General features: G+C 31.6%; 20 protein-coding genes. 5 read left to right on the top strand and 15 right to left on the bottom strand.

Annotated features, from left to right (window positions below; translation table 11 throughout):
- Positions 1–378 precede the first annotated feature (378 nt).
- The 4 genes from HMPREF2597_RS12125 to hemE all read right to left on the bottom strand — a co-directional run bounded on the left by HMPREF2597_RS12125 (position 379) and on the right by hemE (position 4427).
- On the bottom strand, positions 379–933 hold the full coding sequence (locus HMPREF2597_RS12125; protein WP_002458782.1) for an RBBP9/YdeN family alpha/beta hydrolase: 555 nt from the start codon (positions 931–933) through the stop codon (positions 379–381).
- Positions 934–1025: 92 nt separating this feature from the next.
- Positions 1026–2423 (bottom strand): protoporphyrinogen oxidase, encoded by a 1398-nt coding sequence (gene hemY, locus HMPREF2597_RS12130; RefSeq protein ID WP_002492626.1) that lies wholly within the window; start codon positions 2421–2423, stop codon positions 1026–1028.
- An 18-nt stretch (positions 2424–2441) separates the two neighbouring features.
- Positions 2442–3365, bottom strand: coding sequence for a ferrochelatase (gene hemH, locus HMPREF2597_RS12135; protein ID WP_014533286.1), 924 nt, complete (start codon positions 3363–3365; stop codon positions 2442–2444).
- 27 nt (positions 3366–3392) lie between these two features.
- Entirely contained in the window at positions 3393–4427 is a 1035-nt protein-coding gene (hemE, locus tag HMPREF2597_RS12140; protein WP_002477993.1) for a uroporphyrinogen decarboxylase, read from the bottom strand.
- Positions 4428–4634: 207 nt separating this feature from the next.
- On the opposite strand from hemE, the gene HMPREF2597_RS12145 reads away from it, so the two are divergent.
- Positions 4635–5135 (top strand): hypothetical protein, encoded by a 501-nt coding sequence (locus tag HMPREF2597_RS12145; RefSeq protein WP_002477992.1) that lies wholly within the window; start codon positions 4635–4637, stop codon positions 5133–5135.
- A gap of 61 nt (positions 5136–5196) precedes the next feature.
- Here the strand turns inward: HMPREF2597_RS12145 and HMPREF2597_RS12150 are convergent, their stop codons facing one another.
- Both HMPREF2597_RS12150 and HMPREF2597_RS12155 read right to left on the bottom strand, forming a co-directional pair.
- The gene (locus HMPREF2597_RS12150) at positions 5197–6423 is read right to left on the bottom strand and encodes an ABC transporter permease EcsB (RefSeq protein WP_002477991.1); all 1227 of its coding nucleotides are present in this window, start codon (positions 6421–6423) and stop codon (positions 5197–5199) included.
- Positions 6420–7157, bottom strand: a complete 738-nt coding sequence (locus tag HMPREF2597_RS12155) for an ABC transporter ATP-binding protein EcsA (RefSeq protein WP_002477990.1) — start codon at positions 7155–7157, stop codon at positions 6420–6422. Before HMPREF2597_RS12155 ends, HMPREF2597_RS12150 begins: the two co-directional genes overlap by 4 nt.
- 131 nt (positions 7158–7288) lie before the next feature.
- Here HMPREF2597_RS12155 and HMPREF2597_RS12160 point away from each other — a divergent pair, with 131 nt between their 5' ends.
- The 4 genes from HMPREF2597_RS12160 (at position 7289) to HMPREF2597_RS12175 (ending at position 10327) form a co-directional block, all read left to right on the top strand.
- A complete protein-coding gene (locus tag HMPREF2597_RS12160; RefSeq protein ID WP_002477989.1) occupies positions 7289–7711 on the top strand; it encodes an HIT family protein in 423 nt (140 codons plus the stop codon).
- 72 nt (positions 7712–7783) lie between these two features.
- Positions 7784–8158 (top strand): YtxH domain-containing protein, encoded by a 375-nt coding sequence (locus tag HMPREF2597_RS12165; protein ID WP_002458774.1) that lies wholly within the window; start codon positions 7784–7786, stop codon positions 8156–8158.
- Positions 8159–8482: 324 nt separating this feature from the next.
- Positions 8483–9040 (top strand): DUF3267 domain-containing protein, encoded by a 558-nt coding sequence (locus HMPREF2597_RS12170; RefSeq protein ID WP_002477987.1) that lies wholly within the window; start codon positions 8483–8485, stop codon positions 9038–9040.
- 318 nt (positions 9041–9358) lie between these two features.
- Positions 9359–10327: a peptidylprolyl isomerase PrsA gene (locus HMPREF2597_RS12175; protein ID WP_002477986.1), complete on the top strand. Its 969-nt coding sequence runs from the start codon at positions 9359–9361 to the stop codon at positions 10325–10327.
- A 484-nt stretch (positions 10328–10811) separates the two neighbouring features.
- Here HMPREF2597_RS12175 and HMPREF2597_RS12185 read toward each other — a convergent pair whose 3' ends face one another.
- The 9 genes from HMPREF2597_RS12185 to HMPREF2597_RS12225 all read right to left on the bottom strand — a co-directional run bounded on the left by HMPREF2597_RS12185 (position 10812) and on the right by HMPREF2597_RS12225 (position 21578).
- Positions 10812–11888, bottom strand: coding sequence for an amidohydrolase family protein (locus HMPREF2597_RS12185; RefSeq protein ID WP_002477984.1), 1077 nt, complete (start codon positions 11886–11888; stop codon positions 10812–10814).
- A gap of 294 nt (positions 11889–12182) precedes the next feature.
- Complete coding sequence (yhaM, locus tag HMPREF2597_RS12190; RefSeq protein ID WP_002458769.1) at positions 12183–13121, bottom strand: 3'-5' exoribonuclease YhaM; 939 nt, start codon at positions 13119–13121, stop codon at positions 12183–12185.
- Positions 13121–16054 (bottom strand): ATP-binding protein, encoded by a 2934-nt coding sequence (locus HMPREF2597_RS12195; protein WP_002477983.1) that lies wholly within the window; start codon positions 16052–16054, stop codon positions 13121–13123. Before HMPREF2597_RS12195 ends, yhaM begins: the two co-directional genes overlap by 1 nt.
- Positions 16044–17240 (bottom strand): metallophosphoesterase family protein, encoded by a 1197-nt coding sequence (locus HMPREF2597_RS12200; RefSeq protein WP_070817317.1) that lies wholly within the window; start codon positions 17238–17240, stop codon positions 16044–16046. The genes HMPREF2597_RS12195 and HMPREF2597_RS12200 overlap by 11 nt, the downstream gene beginning before the upstream one ends.
- A gap of 178 nt (positions 17241–17418) precedes the next feature.
- Positions 17419–17763, bottom strand: a complete 345-nt coding sequence (locus HMPREF2597_RS12205) for a YlbF/YmcA family competence regulator (RefSeq protein ID WP_002458766.1) — start codon at positions 17761–17763, stop codon at positions 17419–17421.
- A gap of 65 nt (positions 17764–17828) precedes the next feature.
- A complete protein-coding gene (locus HMPREF2597_RS12210; RefSeq protein ID WP_002477981.1) occupies positions 17829–18947 on the bottom strand; it encodes a DUF445 domain-containing protein in 1119 nt (372 codons plus the stop codon).
- 213 nt (positions 18948–19160) lie between these two features.
- A complete protein-coding gene (locus tag HMPREF2597_RS12215) occupies positions 19161–19625 on the bottom strand; it encodes an XRE family transcriptional regulator XdrA (protein ID WP_002458764.1) in 465 nt (154 codons plus the stop codon).
- Positions 19626–19820: 195 nt separating this feature from the next.
- Positions 19821–20444, bottom strand: a complete 624-nt coding sequence (locus HMPREF2597_RS12220; RefSeq protein WP_002477980.1) for a response regulator — start codon at positions 20442–20444, stop codon at positions 19821–19823.
- 21 nt (positions 20445–20465) lie between these two features.
- Positions 20466–21578 (bottom strand): GAF domain-containing sensor histidine kinase, encoded by a 1113-nt coding sequence (locus HMPREF2597_RS12225; protein ID WP_002477979.1) that lies wholly within the window; start codon positions 21576–21578, stop codon positions 20466–20468.
- Positions 21579–21588 lie beyond the last annotated feature (10 nt).

Below are 21588 nucleotides of genomic sequence, written 5' to 3' on the forward strand. Positions count from 1 at the left end.
CGACGAGCTACCGAACTGCTCCATCCCGCGGCAATAAAAAATTAACTTCTCTAATTTGACCACTTAAATATGGTATCATTTTCACTTAGTAGATGTCAATATCAATTTTAGCAAATTTTTACATTTACTTTATTAAGGGTTAAAAATGATTTGACATACTGAGAAAATAGTCTGTTTTTCTCAAGTACTTAATCAGTATATACAGTAGCCTAAAAATAGTCAATATATTAACAGTAGTAATTTGTGTAAAAACAAACCACAGTTAGAAAAGGGAAACTTTTGATACTAAGTGACTTTTCTAACTGTATAATTAAGTTCGTGAGAAAGCGTTTAGTTTATCATTACCAAAACAGTCACTTCTTCCAACATTATGACAATTTATCGTGTCATATACCCTTGCATTTTGTTTTGAAGTGCTGTAAATGTAGTAAAGCCCTCTTCTTCTAAAAAGTGACCACCGTGTTCTACAATTTTTAAATGGCCTCCTAATGTATCCATAAGTTTTTTTGTTTCTTGATATGAAACATATCTGTCATCCTTAGACGTCAAGCCATAAAAGTGATCTACTTTTGACTTTACATTTTCGTAATCAATATGAATACCTTCTAAATTGATATTTTCATCAATGTCTTGCGCATCTTCTTTAAATCCGGAAATACTAAAGAAACCTTCTATTTGTTGATCAAGCTGCTCTATATATTTTAATGCAGCGATTGAACCGAATCCATGTGTGACAAAGTATGTATCTTTTTGTCTAACTTCTAACTGGGCATTCATTTCAGTTAGCCAATTATTAATATTCGTATTGTCAGATGAATGTAAATTAAACAATTGAACATAATAACCTTCTAAAGTTAAGTTATGTTTTAACCATTCATACCAATGATTTTTTGCATTTCCATGAATTGAATGGATGATAATAACATCTGTCATAACATTTCCCCTTCTTTCATATTAATTAGGTTTATTGTAAATCAAAACCACTCAAAGGGCACGATCTACTCTTATAAGTGGTTGAGATTTGTTTATAATTCATGATATATTTCATCAGCAGCTTTTTTCGCTTGTGATATGCAGTCTGGAAGTCCTACTGCTTCAAATGGTGCACCGGTAATACGCAATCTCGGGTATGTTCGTTTAATATGCGATTGAATTTCATGAATATTTTTTATATGTCCAACATGGTACTGTGGCATACTTTTTTCTAAACGATTAACAATTGTAAAATCTGGTTCTCCTTTAAATGTCATCATTTTTGTCAAATCTTTCCGTGCCATTGACACTAACTCATCATCGGTATGGTCAGCTACTACTGTATCACCAGGTTTTCCAATGTAAGCACGTATTAACACTTTGCCTTCTGGCGTAGTGAAAGGCCATTTTTTTGAGGTCCATGTACAAGCCGTAATGTGCGTGTCACTGGTTCTAGCTATTACAAATCCAGTTCCATCATAGGTATTTTCAATATTGGACTCATCAAAGGCCATGACAATTGTAGCTACTGATGTAGCATCCATATGCTTAAAGTAATCAAATGCCGGATCATGACTAAACCAGTTCATGAAGGTCTGATGAGGTGTAGTCACAATAATTGCATCAAAATCAACTTTATTTTCTTCTGTAATAAGTTGATAACTTTTTTGTGACACTAAAATATCTTTAATAGGTGTATGGTATTCAATTTTTACGCCTTTTTGTTTAATAAAATCAGCCAATGCTTCAATAAACGAACTCAAACCATGTCTAAATTGTTTAAATTGTCCTTTGGGCGATCCAGGATATAATTCTCTTTTCTTGATACGTTGCTCTTTTTCATATTTCATACCTTTAATTAAACTGCCATATTGTTCTTCCCGCTCTTTAAATTCAGGAAATGTACTCATTAGACTTAATCGATCTATATCTGTACCATAAATTCCGCCAATTAATGGTTCAATAAGATGTTCAAGTACTTCATCTCCTAAACGCTGTCTAAAAAACTGGCCGACTGAAATATCGTTATTTGGCATGATGATTGGTTTTTTAAATAAATCTAAACCTGCACGTAGTTTGCCCAACGGAGAGATTAATTTTGTCTTAATAAATGGTTTTATATCTGTTGGAATCCCCATAATTGCCCCACCAGGAATTGGGTATAACTTATTCTTGGCAAAAATATAAGACTTCCCTGTTCTGTTAGTAATTAAGTCTTGTCCAAGCCCGATTTCATGTGCGATATCTGTCATTATTGTTTTGCGTCCTAAATATGATTCAGGACCCAGCTCAATCGTATAACCATCTTGACGATAGGTTTGAATTTTCCCCCCAGGACGATTTGCTGCTTCAAAAACAGTGATATCTAAATCGGCGTCTTGCTTATTTAAATAATATGCACTTGATAATCCAGTAATTCCCGCTCCAACTATCGCAATTTTTTTGCTCACTGCATTTCACGCTTCCTTTTAAAATATTGATTGAATTTCATCAACAATGGCACCAATAAATAATGGATCCACGTTCGGCATTACCGGACGATGATATGTTGCACCAATGTCATCACATACAACTTTACATTCGTAATCATTATCGTATAAAACTTCTAAATGTTCACAAACAAAACCAACTGGTGCGTAAATAAAATGTTTATAGTGATGTGCTTCATATAATTCCCGTGTTAAGTCTTGCACATCTGGTCCAAGCCAAGGTGTACCCGTGTTCCCTTCTGATTGCCACCCTTGTGCCACATGTTGAATAGCAGATTGTGTTTGTAATTGATTCATCGTATCAGTTAATTCTTGAGGATAAGGATCATTATTGCGCTCAATCAGTCCTTTAGGTAAACTATGCGCAGATACTACAAGCACAGTATCATCATGTTCGCTTTCTGGAATATTGGCTAAAGTTTCATTAATTTTTTCAGTCCAATACTGTAAAAATTTAGGTTGCTGATAATAATGTTCTACGTGATGTAATTGAATATTAAATTTATCAGCTTCTTCTTTTGCTCTTTGATTATATGATCCTACTGAAAAACTAGAATAATGAGGCGCCAATACGACTGTTACCGCTTCAGTTATCGCATCTTGATGCATTTGTTCAACAGCCTCTTCAATATATGGTGATATATGTTTTAATCCAAGATAGACTTCAAAGTCAACATTTTGATATGCCAGATTTAATGCTTCTTTAATTGCTTCAGCTTGTTTATTGGTTGTTTTTGCTAATGGTGATAAGCCACCTATAAATTCATATCTATCTTTTAAATCCTGAAGTTCAGCATCACTTGGGCGTTTACCATGGCGAATATCAGTGTAATAATCTTCAATTTCACTTTCATCATTAGGTGTACCATAAGCCATTACCAATAGACCTACTTTTTTAGACATTTTAATACCTACCTTTGTTGAATATATTTATCTTTTTGTGTAGTCATGAACAAATTGACTAACGCGTTTTAATGTATCCGGGTTTACTTCTGGAAATACACCATGACCTAAATTGAAAATATGCTTACCATACATCAATCCTTGATCCAAAATATTTTTAAGTCTTTCTTCAATCACAGGCCATGGAGCTAATAATAATGCTGGATCTAAATTACCTTGTAATGTTTTACTTATACCCATGCTCTGAGCTTGTATAATAGATATTCTCCAATCTAAACCTAAAACATCAATCGGCAAGTCATTCCATTCGTCAATCAAATGGCTCGCACCTACTCCGAAAAGTATAATGGGCACATCATGTTTCTCTTTAATTCCAGATATTAATTTCTGCATTGCTGGTTTGATGTAGTATTTATAATCCTGTACATTTAATGCCCCAACCCATGAATCGAAAATTTGAATCAATTCAGCGCCTGCTTCAACTTGCGCAACAACGTAATCTATAGAAATAGATACAAGATGATTCATTAGCGCAAACCAAGTTTCTTCATCTCGATACATCATAGCTTTCGTAAATGTGTAATTTTTTGAGGGCCCACCTTCAATCATATAAGAAGCTAGCGTGAACGGTGCCCCAGTAAATCCTATCAGTGGCACATTTAATTTTTCTTGAGTTAACAACTTAATTGTATCAAGAACATATGGAACATCTCTTTTAGGATCAATCTGTGTTAATTTGTCTACATCATTAACCGATTGGATCGGATTATGAATAACCGGCCCTATACCTGACTTAATTTCAACATCTACACCTATAGGCTTTAACGGTGTCATGATATCTTTATATAATATAGCTGCATCTGTTTGATAATTATCTACTGGTAAATGTGTAACATAAGCACATAGTTCTGGTTGATGTGTAATTTCAAACAATGAATATTTTTCCTTTAATTTGCGATATTCTGGTTGAGAACGACCAGCTTGGCGCATAAACCATACAGGTGTGTGTGTTGCTTTTTCACCCTTAATTGTATTAAGTATTGCATTATTTTTATTATGCACCTAAACGTCCCCCTATACTTAAATCATTCTTTTCAATAATACCATATTGTCGTTTGTTACCATATTTTTGAGCTTAAATGTCATAAAAATGACAAAGCACAATTTTTAACATACACTATAAATATTGAACGTAACGTATATACATTCATTCATCTAGCAATCTACACTCAAAACGCTTATAATAAAGGCAATAAGGAGGTTTTGACCATGAAAATATATACAACTTATGGCACATATGGCTTTCTAAATCAAATCAGAATTAACAATGAAGACCGTCAATTATTTGTATTCTCTACTGCTGATAATTCAGTTATTATCGAAGAGTCTTCTAATCCTTCTATTTTAAAACATCCAACAACGTATGAGACAATAACAGCATATAATGAATTAAATAGTAACCATTTTTATTCTGCTATTTTTATCCCTACTGCAGAAAACTATGCTTATCAATTAGAGAAAAAACTCGCTCAATTAACATTAGATTTTTCATCTTTTGGAGGATTTAAAAGTTATCGCTTTTTAAAGCCAGTTGGAGGCACTACTTATAAAATTTACTTTGGTTTTGCCGATAGACAATCGTATGAAGATTTTAAAACATCAGAATTGTTTCAACAACATTTTTCTAAATCAGCATTAAGCCAATTTTTTGGTGCAAGTAGTCAACATTCTAGCTACTTTGAGCGTTATTTATATCCAGTTAAAGATTAATTAAATATTAAAAAAGCATTGCTAAGTATCACGTTTATCCATGTACTTAGTAATGCTTTTTTCAATCTCTTAATAATGTTTCTTGGTATTTTAATTTTTTAATAGTGCTACGTATTGTTAGCCAACCTACAAGGAAAAAGACAATGATACCGAAGAAAAACTGCGGATAAAGATACACAAAGGTGATTGAAAAGATCAAACCAATCACCAACATTAACCGATAAAGAAACTGTTCATATCCTCGGATTACAAATGTATCGGGTACTGGCCATACTTGTGGCCATAAGCCATATGCTTGTTGCGTATAAAATTGAGACATTTGTAACAACGTAATATACATAAATAAGCAACCGATGACAATGGTAACAAAAGGATTCGCTAACCATATCATTAAGATTAATGCGATAATAATTAATCGTAAAATAATATTAAATGCATCTTTTCCTCTAACAAAACTCCGTGTAAATAGAAATAAATACATATTTTTAGCATTGAAACGTGTAGCTTTTGGTATAACCAACAATGGATCAAGATATCTACGACGCACGGCGGTCTCTTTTAAATGTTTAACGTCAGTAAACATATTAACAAATTTATAATAATTAGTATGATGACGTTGCTCAATACGAATCATTCTCTCCCAAGGGAATAAAGATACCGCATTTTGCTTTTTCAAAACTATATAGCTAACTACTATTAAAAGAGTAAGAAGTAACCCTAAATAATTATTTAATCCTAACACAAGTTCATAACCTAAAATATTAATTATGACTAAAAGAGTGTTAATCGTCCAAGATGATTTTTGACCTAAGTACCATTGCCAGCGTATATATAATCCTAAGTAAGAATGTAAAAAGACCATTCCTACAAAAATCAAATAATTTAAAATAGAAAAATGTGGTAATTTAGAAAATAATGGATAAAGTACCACTAGAATGATTAACTGCAACGCTATACGATTATAGAAACTGTAATTTAAACTTAGACGCACATATGTTTTCATGTGCTGTTCAAATGGTAATAAAAATAATTCATCCGCTTGTTTCAATAGTGTACGAATTGGAAAAATAGAAGTGATAGCAACAATAAAGCTTGTAATCAGTGCATAATCTATGTGTTGTGGTATATGGCGTAACCATTGTCCATACCCCATGATAAAAGCACCTAAAAGAATTAATAGAAAAACTGAAAAGTGACCATTGAATATAAATTTATTATAATAGTTTTTTTCCTTGCGAATTGCGATTTTTCTCTGTTTAAATAAAGCGACTTCAGGTTTTATGGTCATTCTAATTGGCCACCTTGAGTAACATGGATATAAATCTCATCTAATGTTTGATGATGAAGACCTGTTTGTTCTCGCAATTCATCTAAATTACCAAACGCAACAATTTTGCCTTTATCTAAAATAATAAATCGATCACAATATCGTTCTGCTGTTGCTAATATATGCGTACTCATTAACACGGTACGATTTTCTTTTTTCTTTTCTACCATCAAATCAAGCATAGACTGAATACCTAAAGGATCCAAACCTAAAAATGGTTCATCAATAATATATAATTCTGGATCAACAATAAAAGCGCATATTATCATAACTTTTTGCTTCATACCTTTAGAAAAATGACTAGGGAAAATGTCTAACTCTTTTTCAAGACGGAATGACTTTAATAATGGTTCTGCACGTCTCATTGCTTCTTCATTCGATATGCCATAAGCCATTGCAGTCATTTCAATATGTTCTTTTAAAGTTAATTCCTCATAAATAATGGGCGATTCAGGAATATAGGATAATTTTTGTCTATATGATTCAATATCATCATTTATATTTGTATTTGAAATTGATAATGCGCCTTGCATTGGTGTTAGTAAACCAAGCATGTGTTTAATCGTAGTACTTTTACCAGCACCATTTAAGCCAATTAAACCTACAATTTCTCCTTTTTGCAATTCAAAAGTTATATCTGAAATGACAGGCCGTTTTCCATAACCACCTGTTAAATGCTCTACTTTAACTGTCATATCGCACCTCCACGCAACTATTGTACCAAAAATCATCATTCTAGCCTAAAATTACAACTATGTTAAAGACGAAAAATTTTGATAGGAATGATATAATATTAACAAATGTACGACTAAAGGAGTGTATTTTAATGTCAGAAACAATTTTTAGTAAAATTTTATCTGGAGATATTCCGAGCTATAAAGTTTATGAAGATGACTATGTATATGCATTTTTAGATATTTCACAAGTAACTAAGGGGCATACGCTACTCATTCCTAAAAAGCCTTCTGCTAATATTTTTGAAACTGATGCTGAAACAATGCAACATATTGGTGTTGCCTTACCTAAAGTAGCAAATGCTATCAAGAAAGCTTTTAATCCTGATGGTTTAAACATCATTCAAAATAATGGAGCGTTTGCTGACCAATCTGTCTTTCATCTGCATTTCCACCTATTACCAAGATATAAAGATGATGTCGATGGCTTCGGCTATCATTGGGAAACTCATGAAGACCTCATCGATGATCGTGCTAAAGAAGATATTGCAAAGCAAATTCAGTCTCAATTTTAACGTTAGTGCATACATCACGGACTTCCAGGGTATAAACTAAGTAATTCATTAAAAAGCGAGGAGACATATTTTATGAAAGCAACACGTATAATATTTGGCCTAGGTGTTGGAATAGCTGCCGGCGTAGCTGTTACATTTCTCAACCGTGACAATCAAAGCGTAAAAAATGCAACGATTGATGCGAAAGAGCCTACAGGTACAAATTCAGAGTTGGAACGTGAAATTGAAAATTTAAAGCATAATGTCTACAATGTGATAGACTATACGAAGCAAATAAAAAATGAAAGCACTGCTTATGCTTCTTCAATTGGTGATGAAATTAAATCTTTAATTGGTAACTTTAAAGCAGATATTAATCCAAATATTGAACAGTTACAATCGCATATTGAAAATTTACAAAATCGCGGTCAACAAATAAGCGAAGAATTATCAAGTGATAAAAATTAATAAATAGTTATGTTTAATTTATACGCGTTTGGAACATAATTATATTTTAGGCTCTGAGTTCTATATTGGCATTAGTTGACTGGATTGAAAATACGCTAATACTAAGCTTTTTTCAATCCTAGTCAACCTTGCCGGAGCGGGACTACGAATTCATTATGAATTCTGTCCCGCTCCCTTTTTATTTCAATTATTTACAAACTGAATTTCGAATTTAAATCACTAATTAAGTGTCATTTAATTTATACTCCATTTCACTACACTACTACTTGACTAAGCCTAACTTTAGATAGATAATACATGACATATGATAAAGGAGGCAGACTAATGTTTTTATGTAAGAGACAAATAGATATTCATTCAAGATTTGGATTACCAAGAATTGCATTTTTAAGCTTTGTCTCTACCATTATCATGTTTTTAATTTGTTATGAAATTATGTATTATTTCTCTAATACGCCTCTTTCCGATCATTATTTTCCAATATTGTTATGTGCTGTTATTGCATTATACCCTATTCATAAATGTATTCATTTACTGTTTTTTATATCGTACTACAAATCATTTAAAATCCATCAACTTTCTAAATCCAGATGGTTACCTTTTTTCAATATATATGTTAGTCAACCCATTAATAAATATTATTTTTGTTTAAATTTATTATTACCTTTTATTATCATAACTGGTATTTTTATTCGATTAATTATGAGTCACCCTGAATTTGGTCACTATTTTGTTTTTTTAATTGCTTTAAATTTTGGTTATTCCATTACTGATTTTTTATATTTAAAACTCATTTTATTTTCAAATTATGGCAATTATATTGAAGAACATCAGTCTGGGATTAATATTTTAACTAAAGCTACTAATAAATATGTTAAATAATATACTTTAAATTCTATCAAATAAATTAGCATAACCAATGATACAAAGTATAGTCGCTAAAGAAGCCGGTAAATGAAGTTACAAAAACGCATTTACTGGCTTTTTTCTAGAAATCATACTTCCTTGTTTTGTATTGAGCTTACCTATCATTCTAAAGTATATTTCGCACCCTTACATCATTTTAATAACCGCATAAAAATTAATAATGTAGTCAATATACACCTAGTACTTTGGTCCTATCTGGCACAAAGTTAATTGGTCCTGCTTAAAAAGTGTGTTATATTAACTTTGTTATATTAACCAAAGGAGAATTCGACTATGAAGATTATGAATAGAATTATTATTCCAGTTACTGCAAGTGCATTATTACTTGGTGCTTGTGGTTCAAATGCTGCAGACTCAAAAGACAACACCCTCATGTCATCAAAAGCTGGTGACGTCAAAGTTGCTGACGTTATGAAAAAAATTGGTAATGAACAAATCGCTAACACTTCATTTAGTATAATGTTAAATAAAATATTAGAAGATAAATATAAAGATAAAGTTGATACAAAAGATATAGACGATGAAATTAAACAAGAACAAAAAAAATATGGTGGTAAAGATCAATTTGAAAGTACATTAAAGCAACAAGGAATGTCACTAGATGATTATAAACAACAGAAAAAATTAGCTGCCTATCAAAAACAATTACTGGCAGATAAAATTAAAGTTTCTGATAAAGATGTAAAAGACAATTCTAAAAAAGCATCTCACATTTTAATAAAAGTTAAATCTAAAGATAGTGATAAAGAAGGCTTATCTGATAAAAAAGCAAAAGAAAAAGCTGAAGAAATTCAAAAGCAAGTTGAAAAGGATCCAAGTAAATTCGGTGAAATTGCGAAAAAAGAATCAATGGATTCTTCAAGTGCCAAAAAAGATGGTTCTCTAGGATATGTTATTAAAGGTCAAATGGTTGATGAATTCGAAAAAGCATTATTTGACTTAAAAGAAGGAAAAGTTTCCAAAGTTATCAAAACTGATTATGGCTATCATATTATTAAAGCTGATAAGGAATCAGATTTCAATAGTGAGAAAGCTAATATAAAAGAAAAAATGATAGAACAAAAAGTTCAAAAAAATCCTAAGTTATTAACAGATGCTTATAAAGATTTACTAGATCAATACAAAGTTGATTATAAAGATCGAGATCTTAAAAAAGTAGTTGAGGATCAAATTTTAAATCCAGATAAAATCAAGCAACAACAACAAGCTCAATCAGGCGGCAGTGCTGCAGGATTACAATAATTGGGTATGTCTTAAAATATAAAATAATAAGTTGAGAGATAAAGTTCTCTAACTACATTAATAAAGCGTACAGGACATCATTATGTTTCAAGCTATGAACTAAATATTGGCAGTAGTTGACTGGATTGAAAATACGCTTGATACTAAGCTTTTTTCAATCCTAGTCAACCTTGCCGAGGCGGAACAACGAATTCAAAATGAATTCTGTTCCGCCCTTTTTTTCTTTAAACGAAATGATTTTGCCAATTGAATAAGCTACCATTTTCCTATATTTAATGCCATGTGGACAAATATTAACGCTTGTTTGACTTCGAGCATGTCTAAAACTAATATTTGATTTAATAACATTTTTGTCATGTCTTGCTGAATTTAAGTTAAAATTCTCATTGGCAGATACGTAAATCTTATTTTTATTCTTATACATAAGCGAACTCATCATCATATTTTAGCGAGGTTTATTAAATCATACGAAACAATCTTATTTTTAAAGTATGCGAGAGCTATTTACATTGAAGATATTCACCTTATCTTGCTCTGAAAAATAGTTAGATTCACTAATGTTTTTTTGCATTTTAGCAATCCAACTATCCGGTGCATAATGTGCATCTGAACCAAATAAAATATGAGAAATATCGGTTACTTCTTTTAAACTAGCAAAAGTCGATTCTCCAGTTGATAATGCTGTATCATAATAAAATTGACCAATATAGTAATTTGCTGGTTTTGTTAATGATGACCAACCAGAAAGTGCATGCTTATATGTTTTAAACAAGTGTCCATATTGAATAGGATGTTGTAGAATCGATTTAACAATTTCTTTTTTACTACTTGTTATAAAGGATTTTAAACGTTGTGCAGGTGCTTCCATAATATATTTTTCGGTGTTTACTGCTTCACTAATACGCCAATTAATATATGGCAGCGTACCTCCAGAATGGGCAAGTATAAATTTAATATTTGAATAGCGTTCCACTGTACCACTTAAAATCAAATTCGTAGCCGCTCTAGTGGTATTAAATGTAAATTCCTCAAGAAAATCGGCAAATACATATTGTGGCTTTTTAAATTGCTTAGGTGATGAACTCGGATGCACAAATACTATGCCCTTTCTATCATTGATTACGCGCATTACATCATCAAAACAATCATCGCCTAAAAAGGATTCATTGTAATTTGATAGTAAGCCTACACCGTCTAATTTTAAGACATCTAATGCATATTTAATTTCTTTAATTGACTCTTTAACAAATGGCAAAGGAATCAGGGCAAAACTCTTAAATTTATCTGGATATTGTTGTTTTAATTCTGCTTGATATTCATTAACTGCACGTGCTACCTTTGATGCTTGTTTTCTTGAAAATGGTAAAGTTGCTGGCTCTGAAATTGAAGTTACAGCTATGTCGATATGCAATTTATCCATCATGTCAAGACTATCCTGAGGAGTCCAATCTTTTATTGGATACCCACCAGACATTGTTATACCAATTTTCTTGAGTGACTTTTTATACAGTGGAGGAATAATATGATGATGAATATCAATTATTTTTTCACTTTCATTCATAAACATTTCCTTCTTTCTATAAATCTTATGAATTTATCATTAAAACACAGCGATGAATTTTTTAGATAGCGCTATTTCAAACCTAAAATAGCACAAATATAAATTAATGTCTTGTCATATTTTGTCTACTTTCCTTTTAAATAAACATATTAATAAGTTTTGTTGTTTATATGTAATTTAATAAACAATCAACTATCGGATATGTGTATTTAATGTAATTAAAAAACCAAGCTTTTTACACCATATAATAATTAAAAAATCATTACAAAATGTAGAGCTTGGTTAAAAAATTAATTACAGTGATTCTGGATTATAAAATTGTCTATTTTCAAGTCCAAAAATACGTTCCGTAAACTGACCTTTATCAGTTTTCTTAAATGCTTTTTCAAACATATTCATTTTAGCATCAATATTATCAATAAAGAATAAGATTTCTGCTTCTTTTAAATGTGGTAATTTTGGTGAACCAAATTCCATTTTGCCGTGATGTGCTAAAATCATATGTCTTAATAACATTACTTCTTCGCCATCGATACCGAGTTCTCTCGCAGCCTCAGCCACTTCATCACTTGCTATAGAAATATGGCCTAATAAATTCCCTTCAATCGTGTAAGTTGTTGCTACTGGACCACTTAGTTCTCTTACCTTACCTATATCATGTAAAATAATTGCACTATATAATAAGCTACGATTAAGTAATGAATAAATATCACAAATCTCTTTAGCAATGCGCAACATGGTTAAGACATGATAACTCAAGCCACTAGCGAAATTATGATGATGTGAGCTCGCAGCTGGAAATGTGAAAAACTGATCTTGATATTTTTTGATTAAATATCGCGTAATACGTTGTAGGTTTGCATTTTCAATATCTAACATAAAATGTGAAATTTCTTCTTTAATTTCATCTGGTGTCATCGGTGCACCATCAACAAAATCTTGTGTTTTCAAACCATCCTCTGCTGTTGCTAAACGAAATTGGTTTACTTTCATTTGTTTACGCCCACGGTAATTAATCACATCGCCTTTGACTTTAATAATTTCTTCAGGCTTAAGTAATTGCATATCATCTTTAGTTACCGTCCAAAGTTTCGCTTCAATATCGCCACTCTTATCTTGTAGAAATAAGGTCATATAATCCTTACCTTGAGCTGTCACACCTTGTGTCGCTCTATGAATAAGAAAAAAATGGTTAACAGAGTCCCCCGGATTTAAATTTTCTACATTTCTCATTATTTACCGCCTTCCTCCAGTTTGTTCAACACAAGCATTTCTTTAGATGGCACAATTTGATCTTTGGTACAAGTGAAGTAAAGAACTTGATGATTTTCTGCTAAATCTCTTAAATAATTCAGCATTATACGTTTTCTTTTTTTATCAAAATGTACAAATGCATCATCCACAATAATTGGCAAATGATAATATGGCTTTAAAACTTTTATCAAACTAAGGCGTAATGAAATATATAGTATTTCTTTTGTTGATTGGCTTAACTCCATAGGTTCAAATACTTGACCGTTATGGTGTTTAACCATAATCTTGTCATCTGCATAGGTAATTTGTACGTATGCCGCATTGGTTAATTTATTAAAAATATTTGTAGCCTCTTTTATTACTTGAGGTAAGCGTTTGTCTTTAATTTGCTTAATATGTTCATTTACCAAAGCTTGTAAATAGCTTAGGCTTGCCCAATCCTTGGCAATTTCATTCATTTGATTTTTTAAGCTATGATATTCATGACGTAAATCTGACAGCGTACTATCTGTTTCCATATGCTTAATTTGAGCAGTTAAATCACTAACTTCCTGCTGTTTGGCAAGAAATTGTTCGTTATAATCATCTACTTGTTTTGCTAACACTTGATCTTCTTTATCTAGTTGTGCCGTTGTTTTTTTGCTTAAAGCTGAACTATCTTCATATGAGTAATTTTGATTTTCAAGATATTTTGTTAAATCATTGAATCTTGCTAAATTTTGTTGATAAGTTTGATATGCCTTATGGTGTGCATAATAACTTTCTTCATCATTGACACCTATAAAATTAAATAATGTATCAATCGTTGCCGTATTTTCTGCTAAATTTGCATGAAGTTGTGTTAATTCATTATTTAACAGTGTTATTTGTTTATTTAATTCTGCTTTACGTTGACGATTTGATTCTGAAGTTGAAATCCAATCTTTTAAATCATCAAAGAATGAAGAACGATTAAAGCGTTCGATTTCTGGTTGCACCGTGCTCTTAGCTTGTTCATAAAACGAAGTAATCTTATCATTCAAATGATTATAATCTTGTTGTAATGTCTGAAGTAATTTATCGTCTGATTTAATAGTATTTATTGTTTTAATACTATCTAATAATAAGTCATCTGACATTTTAGTTGGTAAGAACAATGATTGTTTAACTTCGTTAATATCGTGTTCATGACGATCTAATTGTTGATGTGAACTTGAAAGTTTATCTTGCTGATGTTTCATTTTTTCATCAATGATAGTTTTATTTTTTAATGCGTTTTGCCATTGGTCACGCAGTTGATATTGTTCTTCTAGATCGAAATCTAAATCGTAATCATTTTCTAAATAGTTTAATTGCTGCTCTAAATCTTGAATCTCAATACCAATAGTTTCACTATAATCAACCGTTTTGGCCTTCGCTAAAAATATACCCACGATAAAAATAAGCGTTAATACTGCAAATACTACAGTAAATATCATATTCTGTGTCATAAATGAAAATACTGCTAAGGCTATACCAACAATTGCTAATAATACAAAGCTAAATCTTAACCACTGTTGACGCTTGATTTTATTGGCTTTTTCATTTTCAAAAGTATCCTTTAATTTTTGATACAAATTTTCTTTTTCATTGAGTTCTAACTTTTGTTGATTATATTGTTTTTTCTTTGCAAGTGCATCTTCAGAAATTAAATCTTGCTCTAAAGCCTCAATCTCTTTCACTAATGCAGTTTGCTCTATTGTATTTTCATCTATTAGACGCGTTAAATGTTGTTGCTGTATTTGTTCTTCCTGACGTGCTTTGATTAAATAGCTAGCATAGCTCTTAGCCGCTTCAGAGGTATCCGTATCATGATGAATTTCTTGCCATCCAACACTTGTCTTATGTTCTTGCTGCGCATGTTGTTTTTCTGATATTTCTTTAGCACGTGCATTCAGTTCAATTTCACTTTGCTTAATATCGCTTTCTTCTCTATATATCTGCTTAAATTGTTCTATTGTATCGTCATTCGGCACTGACAATTGTTTATTCTCTTTAGTAAGTTGCTTTAGGACTTCTTCCTTTAAGCCAATCTCTTGTTCTAATGTTTGCTTATATCCTTTAGCTGCTTCATATCTATCAATACCTTGTTCTGGGAAAGTAAGCGGCTCGATATTTAATTTGCCTTCTAACTCTTTCCATTCTTGTGTTTGTTCATGTAGAGCCACTTCTTTTTGTTTCGCAGCATGCATCGAAGAAAGCTGACTTAAATTGTCTTTTAAGTGTGCAAGATGACGTGACGACTTATCTTTATCATCAACATAGCGATGGTAATCAGTAAGTTTTGCTTCTTCATCTCGAATTTGAGCTTCCAACCCTTTTAATTGTGCCAATTGCTGATTTAAAATTGGATTTTTTCCCGATTTTTTATATAATTCTTCTTTCTTTTGACTGATAACCTCACCCATATGACCAAATTCTGTCGAGCCGAGCGCACCAGCTTCTAATAAATAACTTTGTAGTTGTGTCTCATTTAAATTACGATGAATATCTTGAAGTCCTAAAACGTCAAATGAGAAAATACCTTGGTATGTTTTTTTATTAATATGATTAAGCTTTGCATTGAGCCACGCTTCATCTTTAATAGTTCCATTTTCTAAAAATACTTTCACATCACCCTGAGCGCGTCCCTTAACTCGTTCAACTTCAATTGTAGAATTATCATCTAAAATTAATGTCAATTTACCACCATATTGGTTGCCTAATCGTGGCTCTAAACGGGGTTCCTTTTCTTTTTTAGTAGGAAAACCAAATAATATCGAATGTATAAATGCTTGAATCGTTGATTTACCCGCTTCATTCTCACCATATATTTCAGTAAATGCTCGATTAAATTCAATCTTACGGTGTACAAATTGTCCGTATCCATATATTTCTAATGATTTAATTATCAAGATTGTCACCTCTCATCTCTGCTTTTAGTATATCTTCAGCACGATTTACTAAATCTTCTTTATTAAATCCAGTATAATCATCCAAATATTTAGATGTTTTAGCATTCAAATATAAATCGCTCATTGCATCTTCATAAATTGTACTATCTTTTAATAAATCGCTAGAAAATTCTTTAATTAATGGGGTGTCATCATTTTGGAGATAATTAAAATTCAAATCTTCAACCATAACAAAGTTTGTTTCATTTTCCTCATAGTCTTGTACCATTTCTTTAATTTGTACAATATCTTGGGATGATAACGTGATATCACTATCTATGTTTACAGTTAAACGATAAAATGCTTTACCTTTAGATCTAACATCCTCTTTAAATTTTTGAATAACATCAAAAATCCCTTGTTTTGAAAATTGTTTCGACGTAATTGTAGCTTCATCAAAACGAATAAATTGTGTTGGTATGAAGCGTGTTGTCAGTTTTAAATGATCACCTTCTACAAGTAAACATCCTTTCTGTCCCTGTTCATTAAAATGTCGACCTTGTATGTTACCAGCATAGTAAATTTGAGGCATGTCACTCAATTGTTGTCTTTCGTGAATATGACCTAGTGCCCAATAATGATAGAGTTTTTCTTTTAAATTCTCTAAAATAAATTCGGTATATCGATCATTGGTTGCTGTTTTACTGTAAGTCCCATGTAAAATACCAATGTGTATGCCATCCTTTCCTAGACTTGAAGGATAATCATCGATTTTATTTTCATAACTTTCATTATTTTGATAACTGAATCCATGTAAATAAACCGTTTCACCATCTTTTGTAATCGCTTGATAAGTTTCAACTTTATTAGAAAATACAGACACATTGTCTGGCCATTCTGAAGTAATATTAGCACTTAGTGGATCATGGTTGCCGTGACAAATATATACAAATATTTGCTCACGTTCTAAACGCTTAAATTGCTCTCTCAAAAATACTTCAGCTTTTAACGTTCTATTATTACTATCAAACAAATCCCCTGCAATAAGAACGAAATCAACTTCTTCTTTTAAAGCAATATCGACAATTTTTTTGAAACTTTCATATGCACTTTTTTGCACATCCTCAAATATTTTTGAACTTAAATGGCTCTTTGATTTAAAAGGGCTATCTAGATGCAAATCCGCACAGTGAATAAATTTTATCATTTGCATGTATCTCCTTAATTAAGGTAGTTATGTATTACTTTATTTTATCATAAATTGAACATGACAGTCGATTGCAAGACAAGCTAACAGTAATAATTTCCTTATCATCTATAAAAAAACTTCTCGAAGTTTGTATTATCTTCGAGAAGTTTTAAATCACATGTTTTATAACATTAAATTAGTCAGCGTAAATCTCATCTAATGGTTTAACAATAATTTGATTGATTTCTTGGAATACTTGACTCATTTTTTGTTCTGCTGCCATTAACTCAGAAATATTTTCATCTTTTTCAATTTCTTGAGCTTGTTCTTGGGCTTTTTGCAAGTCTTCTTCTGGAATTTCTTCACCTTGCATTTGTTTTTGTTGGAAACTCATTTGTGTTTCACGGAATTCATCAAATAATTTTTTTGAATCTTCATTAGCTTTTACTTTAGAAAAAGCATCTTTGATTGCTTTATATTCATCACTATCTCTTAATGCTTGTTCTAATTGGTTTGCATAATCATATAAATTTACTGCCATGTTGTATTGACACTCCTTCTAAAATTTATTAACAACTCTTTAATACTTTAACATAAACTGATTGCTTACACAAAGATTGCGACTATACCTTGTAGTAGCCCTATAATGCCGCCTAATAAAAAGCCTAATGACATTATTAAATTTAATTCTTTTTTAGCAATATCAATTATTAAACGTTCTATATAATCTAAATCAAACGTATTAATTTGTTCTTCAATTACTGCTCTTAAATTAAACTTTTTCATAATAGTAGCTAATTCAGTAGATAGAAATTGTATAGCGACCTGTGTCAGTTGTTTAGCAATATGCTGTTCTAGATAATTGAATAATTTAGGTGCTAAATCACTTAGTGGTATATTGACTTTATTTGTAACAGCAGCCATTTCTGCACACGATGTAGCTATTTGTCTTACTTGTTCCATTGAGACGATTTCATTTAACTTTTTCCCTTTAAAAGTAGTATATTCGTTACGGATAATATTCTTCAATATGGCATTTGCCTTAGGGTGATGAGTTAGGCGAATTAATTCATGCTGAATACGTTCGGCAATACTTTCCTTTGTCATAAACATTTGTAATAGTCCAATAATTTTTCCTTTTTCTAAAAAGAAAGTATCTAACATGTCTTCAATATCGTGTCTCCCGCGTGTCGATGTTAAATAACGATGAACTCTATCAATCAGCAATGCTTCTAATGCATCTATTTTATCTTCTGCTAAATCCATCATGCTCTTAGGCAGTATATCTTCAATCGTTTTATGTTTGTGGTCCTTATAAAACTGAATAAATAGTTTCTCGACTTCAGAAGGCATTTTACTTATAACAAAATGTTCCATATCAAAGTTTAATTTTTGAGCTACCTGTTGCAATGTAACTCGATCTTTGCGTAATCGACTAATCTGATGTTGAATCATATCTTGAATGGATTGTTTAGTTTCAGGTTGCATTAGTTTTTGACGGATAAGTTTTTCGGTTAAAAGGTGTTCTTCTATAACTTGACCTATTTTAGTTGCAATTTCACCGCGCCTTTTAGGAATTAAGCCGGGTGTAAATGGAATACGAATTTTCAAGAAATAGTGAGGTCGATAAGGGTGGAATAACATTCGAATAGCAATTATATTGGTTATACCTCCAATAATCGCACCAATGACAACCATAAATAAAATAATTAAAAAAGCATGCATAAACATATACTCCTATTGTCTTATCATTTTGTACCGCATTATATCATACTAGCATTCTAATGCTATGAGATGACACTATAACAAAAATTAAAATGAGGATAAGACTCGAATAACTTGTCTTACCCTCACATATCCATTCCAATTAAGTGCTTTAATCTAATGGTTTGAATGACTTAATCCATTATCGATTCTCTTGTCACTCAAATGTTGTTATTAAACATGTAGTAATTCGTCTTTTGCATTACGAGTAAAATATGTTTCTGCTTCTCTCAACTTAGAAGTCCCAAAAATAGGCTGTTTATCTGGGTTTAATACGCGATAAATATCGCTAACTTTATTGCCTTGTAATATGTAACCATAGCGTGATTCTAATGTATTCCAGTAGATATCACTTGTTGTTTCGTGGTTAGGATATGCACAATGATTACGTGAAATTGTTTGTACAATTTCTAAAGGATCACAACCAAATGTACTATTTAAGACATCTGAATTTCTAAATAGTGCACAAATTGATACACAAGTCGTCCAATTTGGTAAAACACGTTCTTTTTCAATTTGAACTAATGTCTTTTTTGAAAGTCCAATGGTTTGAGCCATTGTATCTTGAGTATAACCGGCTTCTATTCTAACCATTTTAAATTTTGTTTGAATTAAATCTGTAAAACTCTGTCTATCCATTATATTATCTACCTTTCTGTTAGGGAATCTTCTATAATTTTTTCCGGACACAAGAAATTGCAATAATACACATTTCTTGAAACACAAATTACATCTTAATATATTTTTCGCAAAATTAAAAGAGTGAATTTTACTTTACTGACTTTTTTTATAAAGACAAAATTATCTAAATAATCCAACACTTTGATTTCAGTATCAAATCAAGTTATTTTGCATAGCATAAATAGCAGCTTGAGTACGATCTGAGACTTGTAACTTATTAAAAATGTGACTAACATGCGTTTTTATTGTTTTTTCTGATACAAATAATGTTTCAGCAATCTCTCTGTTTGTTTTTCCTTTGACCATTTCTCGTAAAACGTCAATTTCTCGTTTTGATAATTTATTGGTATAATGCGGTTTTTTAGCCACAGCTTCCATTACAGTTTTGGCTTCTGGGTGAATAATGCGTTCACCTGCTAAAACACGTCGTATTGTTTCAATAAGCTTTGCTGGTTCTACATCTTTCATTTCATAGCCATCTGCACCCTTATTTATCGCAGAAATGACATGTTCGTCATCTACATAACTTGTTAATACCAGCACTTTGATGTCAGAATAGTTCTTTTTTAAAAATTCAGTCACCTCAATACCATTCATCTCAGGCATTACCAAATCTAATAAAACAATATCAGGTGGCTGGTTCTCACTTAAATAACTTATAAATGATGCACCATTCGCAAAGCTTTCAATGACATTGAATTCTTCAACTGTTGATAACAAAAATTCTAATCCTTGTCGGACAATATGATGATCATCTACGAGTATGATATCCGCCACAGAGACAACTCCTTTGCGTAATTATGTTAATGGAATTTCAATATAAATTGCGGTTCCTTGGCCTACTTCTGCGTGTATTTCAATCTTGCCTTTCATTGAACCGACCCGCTGTTTTAAATTTTTCAACCCTAATGATTGATTATCAGTTACCTGAGTAATATCAAATCCTTTTCCTTGATCCACAATAGACATATAGAGCATGTCATTGTGCTGTTTAATAGTTACATCAACATCTTCTGTATTTGCATGTTTCTTGACATTATTCATCGCTTCTTGAGCAATACGATATATATTTTCCTCAATGGTATTAGGTAATTTAATCAAACCATCTACAGAGACATTTAAGTTTATTTGTAGTAGTTCACTATAGTGATATAATGCATGAACTAGTCCTTGCTCTAACCCAACTGGTTTCAATTGCCATATTAATGAACGCATTTCATTTACTGCTGATTGGCTGATATCTTCAATGGTTTGAAATGCTTTTTGGGCAGATTTATCCGTTGTCATGCCTTGGGCAGCATGAGCGGTAATCTTTAGAGAAAATAGCATCTGATTAACTGAATCATGTAAATCTCTAGCTAGTCGGTTACGCTCATTGACACGCGCACGTTCTTTTTCTTTGTTGGTAAGTAAGATACGTTTAATTGCAGAGCCAATTTGAAAAGCGACAGATTCTAAAAGTTCTAAATCATCATCACTATATGTATGTTTATGAGGAGCTGCAACATTAAGCAGCCCAAACTGTTCATCTCCTGATTTGAGTGGCACCGTTGCATGATGTGTGATGTCTTCTGTTTCATCGCTATAGGCTTGGGCGGCCAAATTTATACGCGAACAATTGATAATATTAGATGCCTTTGTCAGTTTATGATTATGATATGCACGTACACACCAACATGAACCTTCATGCATAAATTGACACTGCTCACGCTGTAAAGCACCAGGTAAATCCGCATCAGCAACCAATTCATGATGTCCACTGTCATCAATAAAGAAAATCCAACCAGTAGTAAACTGGCTGCCCTGCAATAAATAATGCAAAGCACCATTCATCATACTATACATTTCTGTTTCTTCATTTAAAAATTCCGCTATTTCTTTTAGCAATGCCAAACGAGAAGGTTGTGACATAAAATCTCTC

Source organism: Staphylococcus sp. HMSC063A07, assembly GCF_001836955.1.
In the GTDB taxonomy this organism is placed as follows: domain Bacteria; phylum Bacillota; class Bacilli; order Staphylococcales; family Staphylococcaceae; genus Staphylococcus; species Staphylococcus lugdunensis.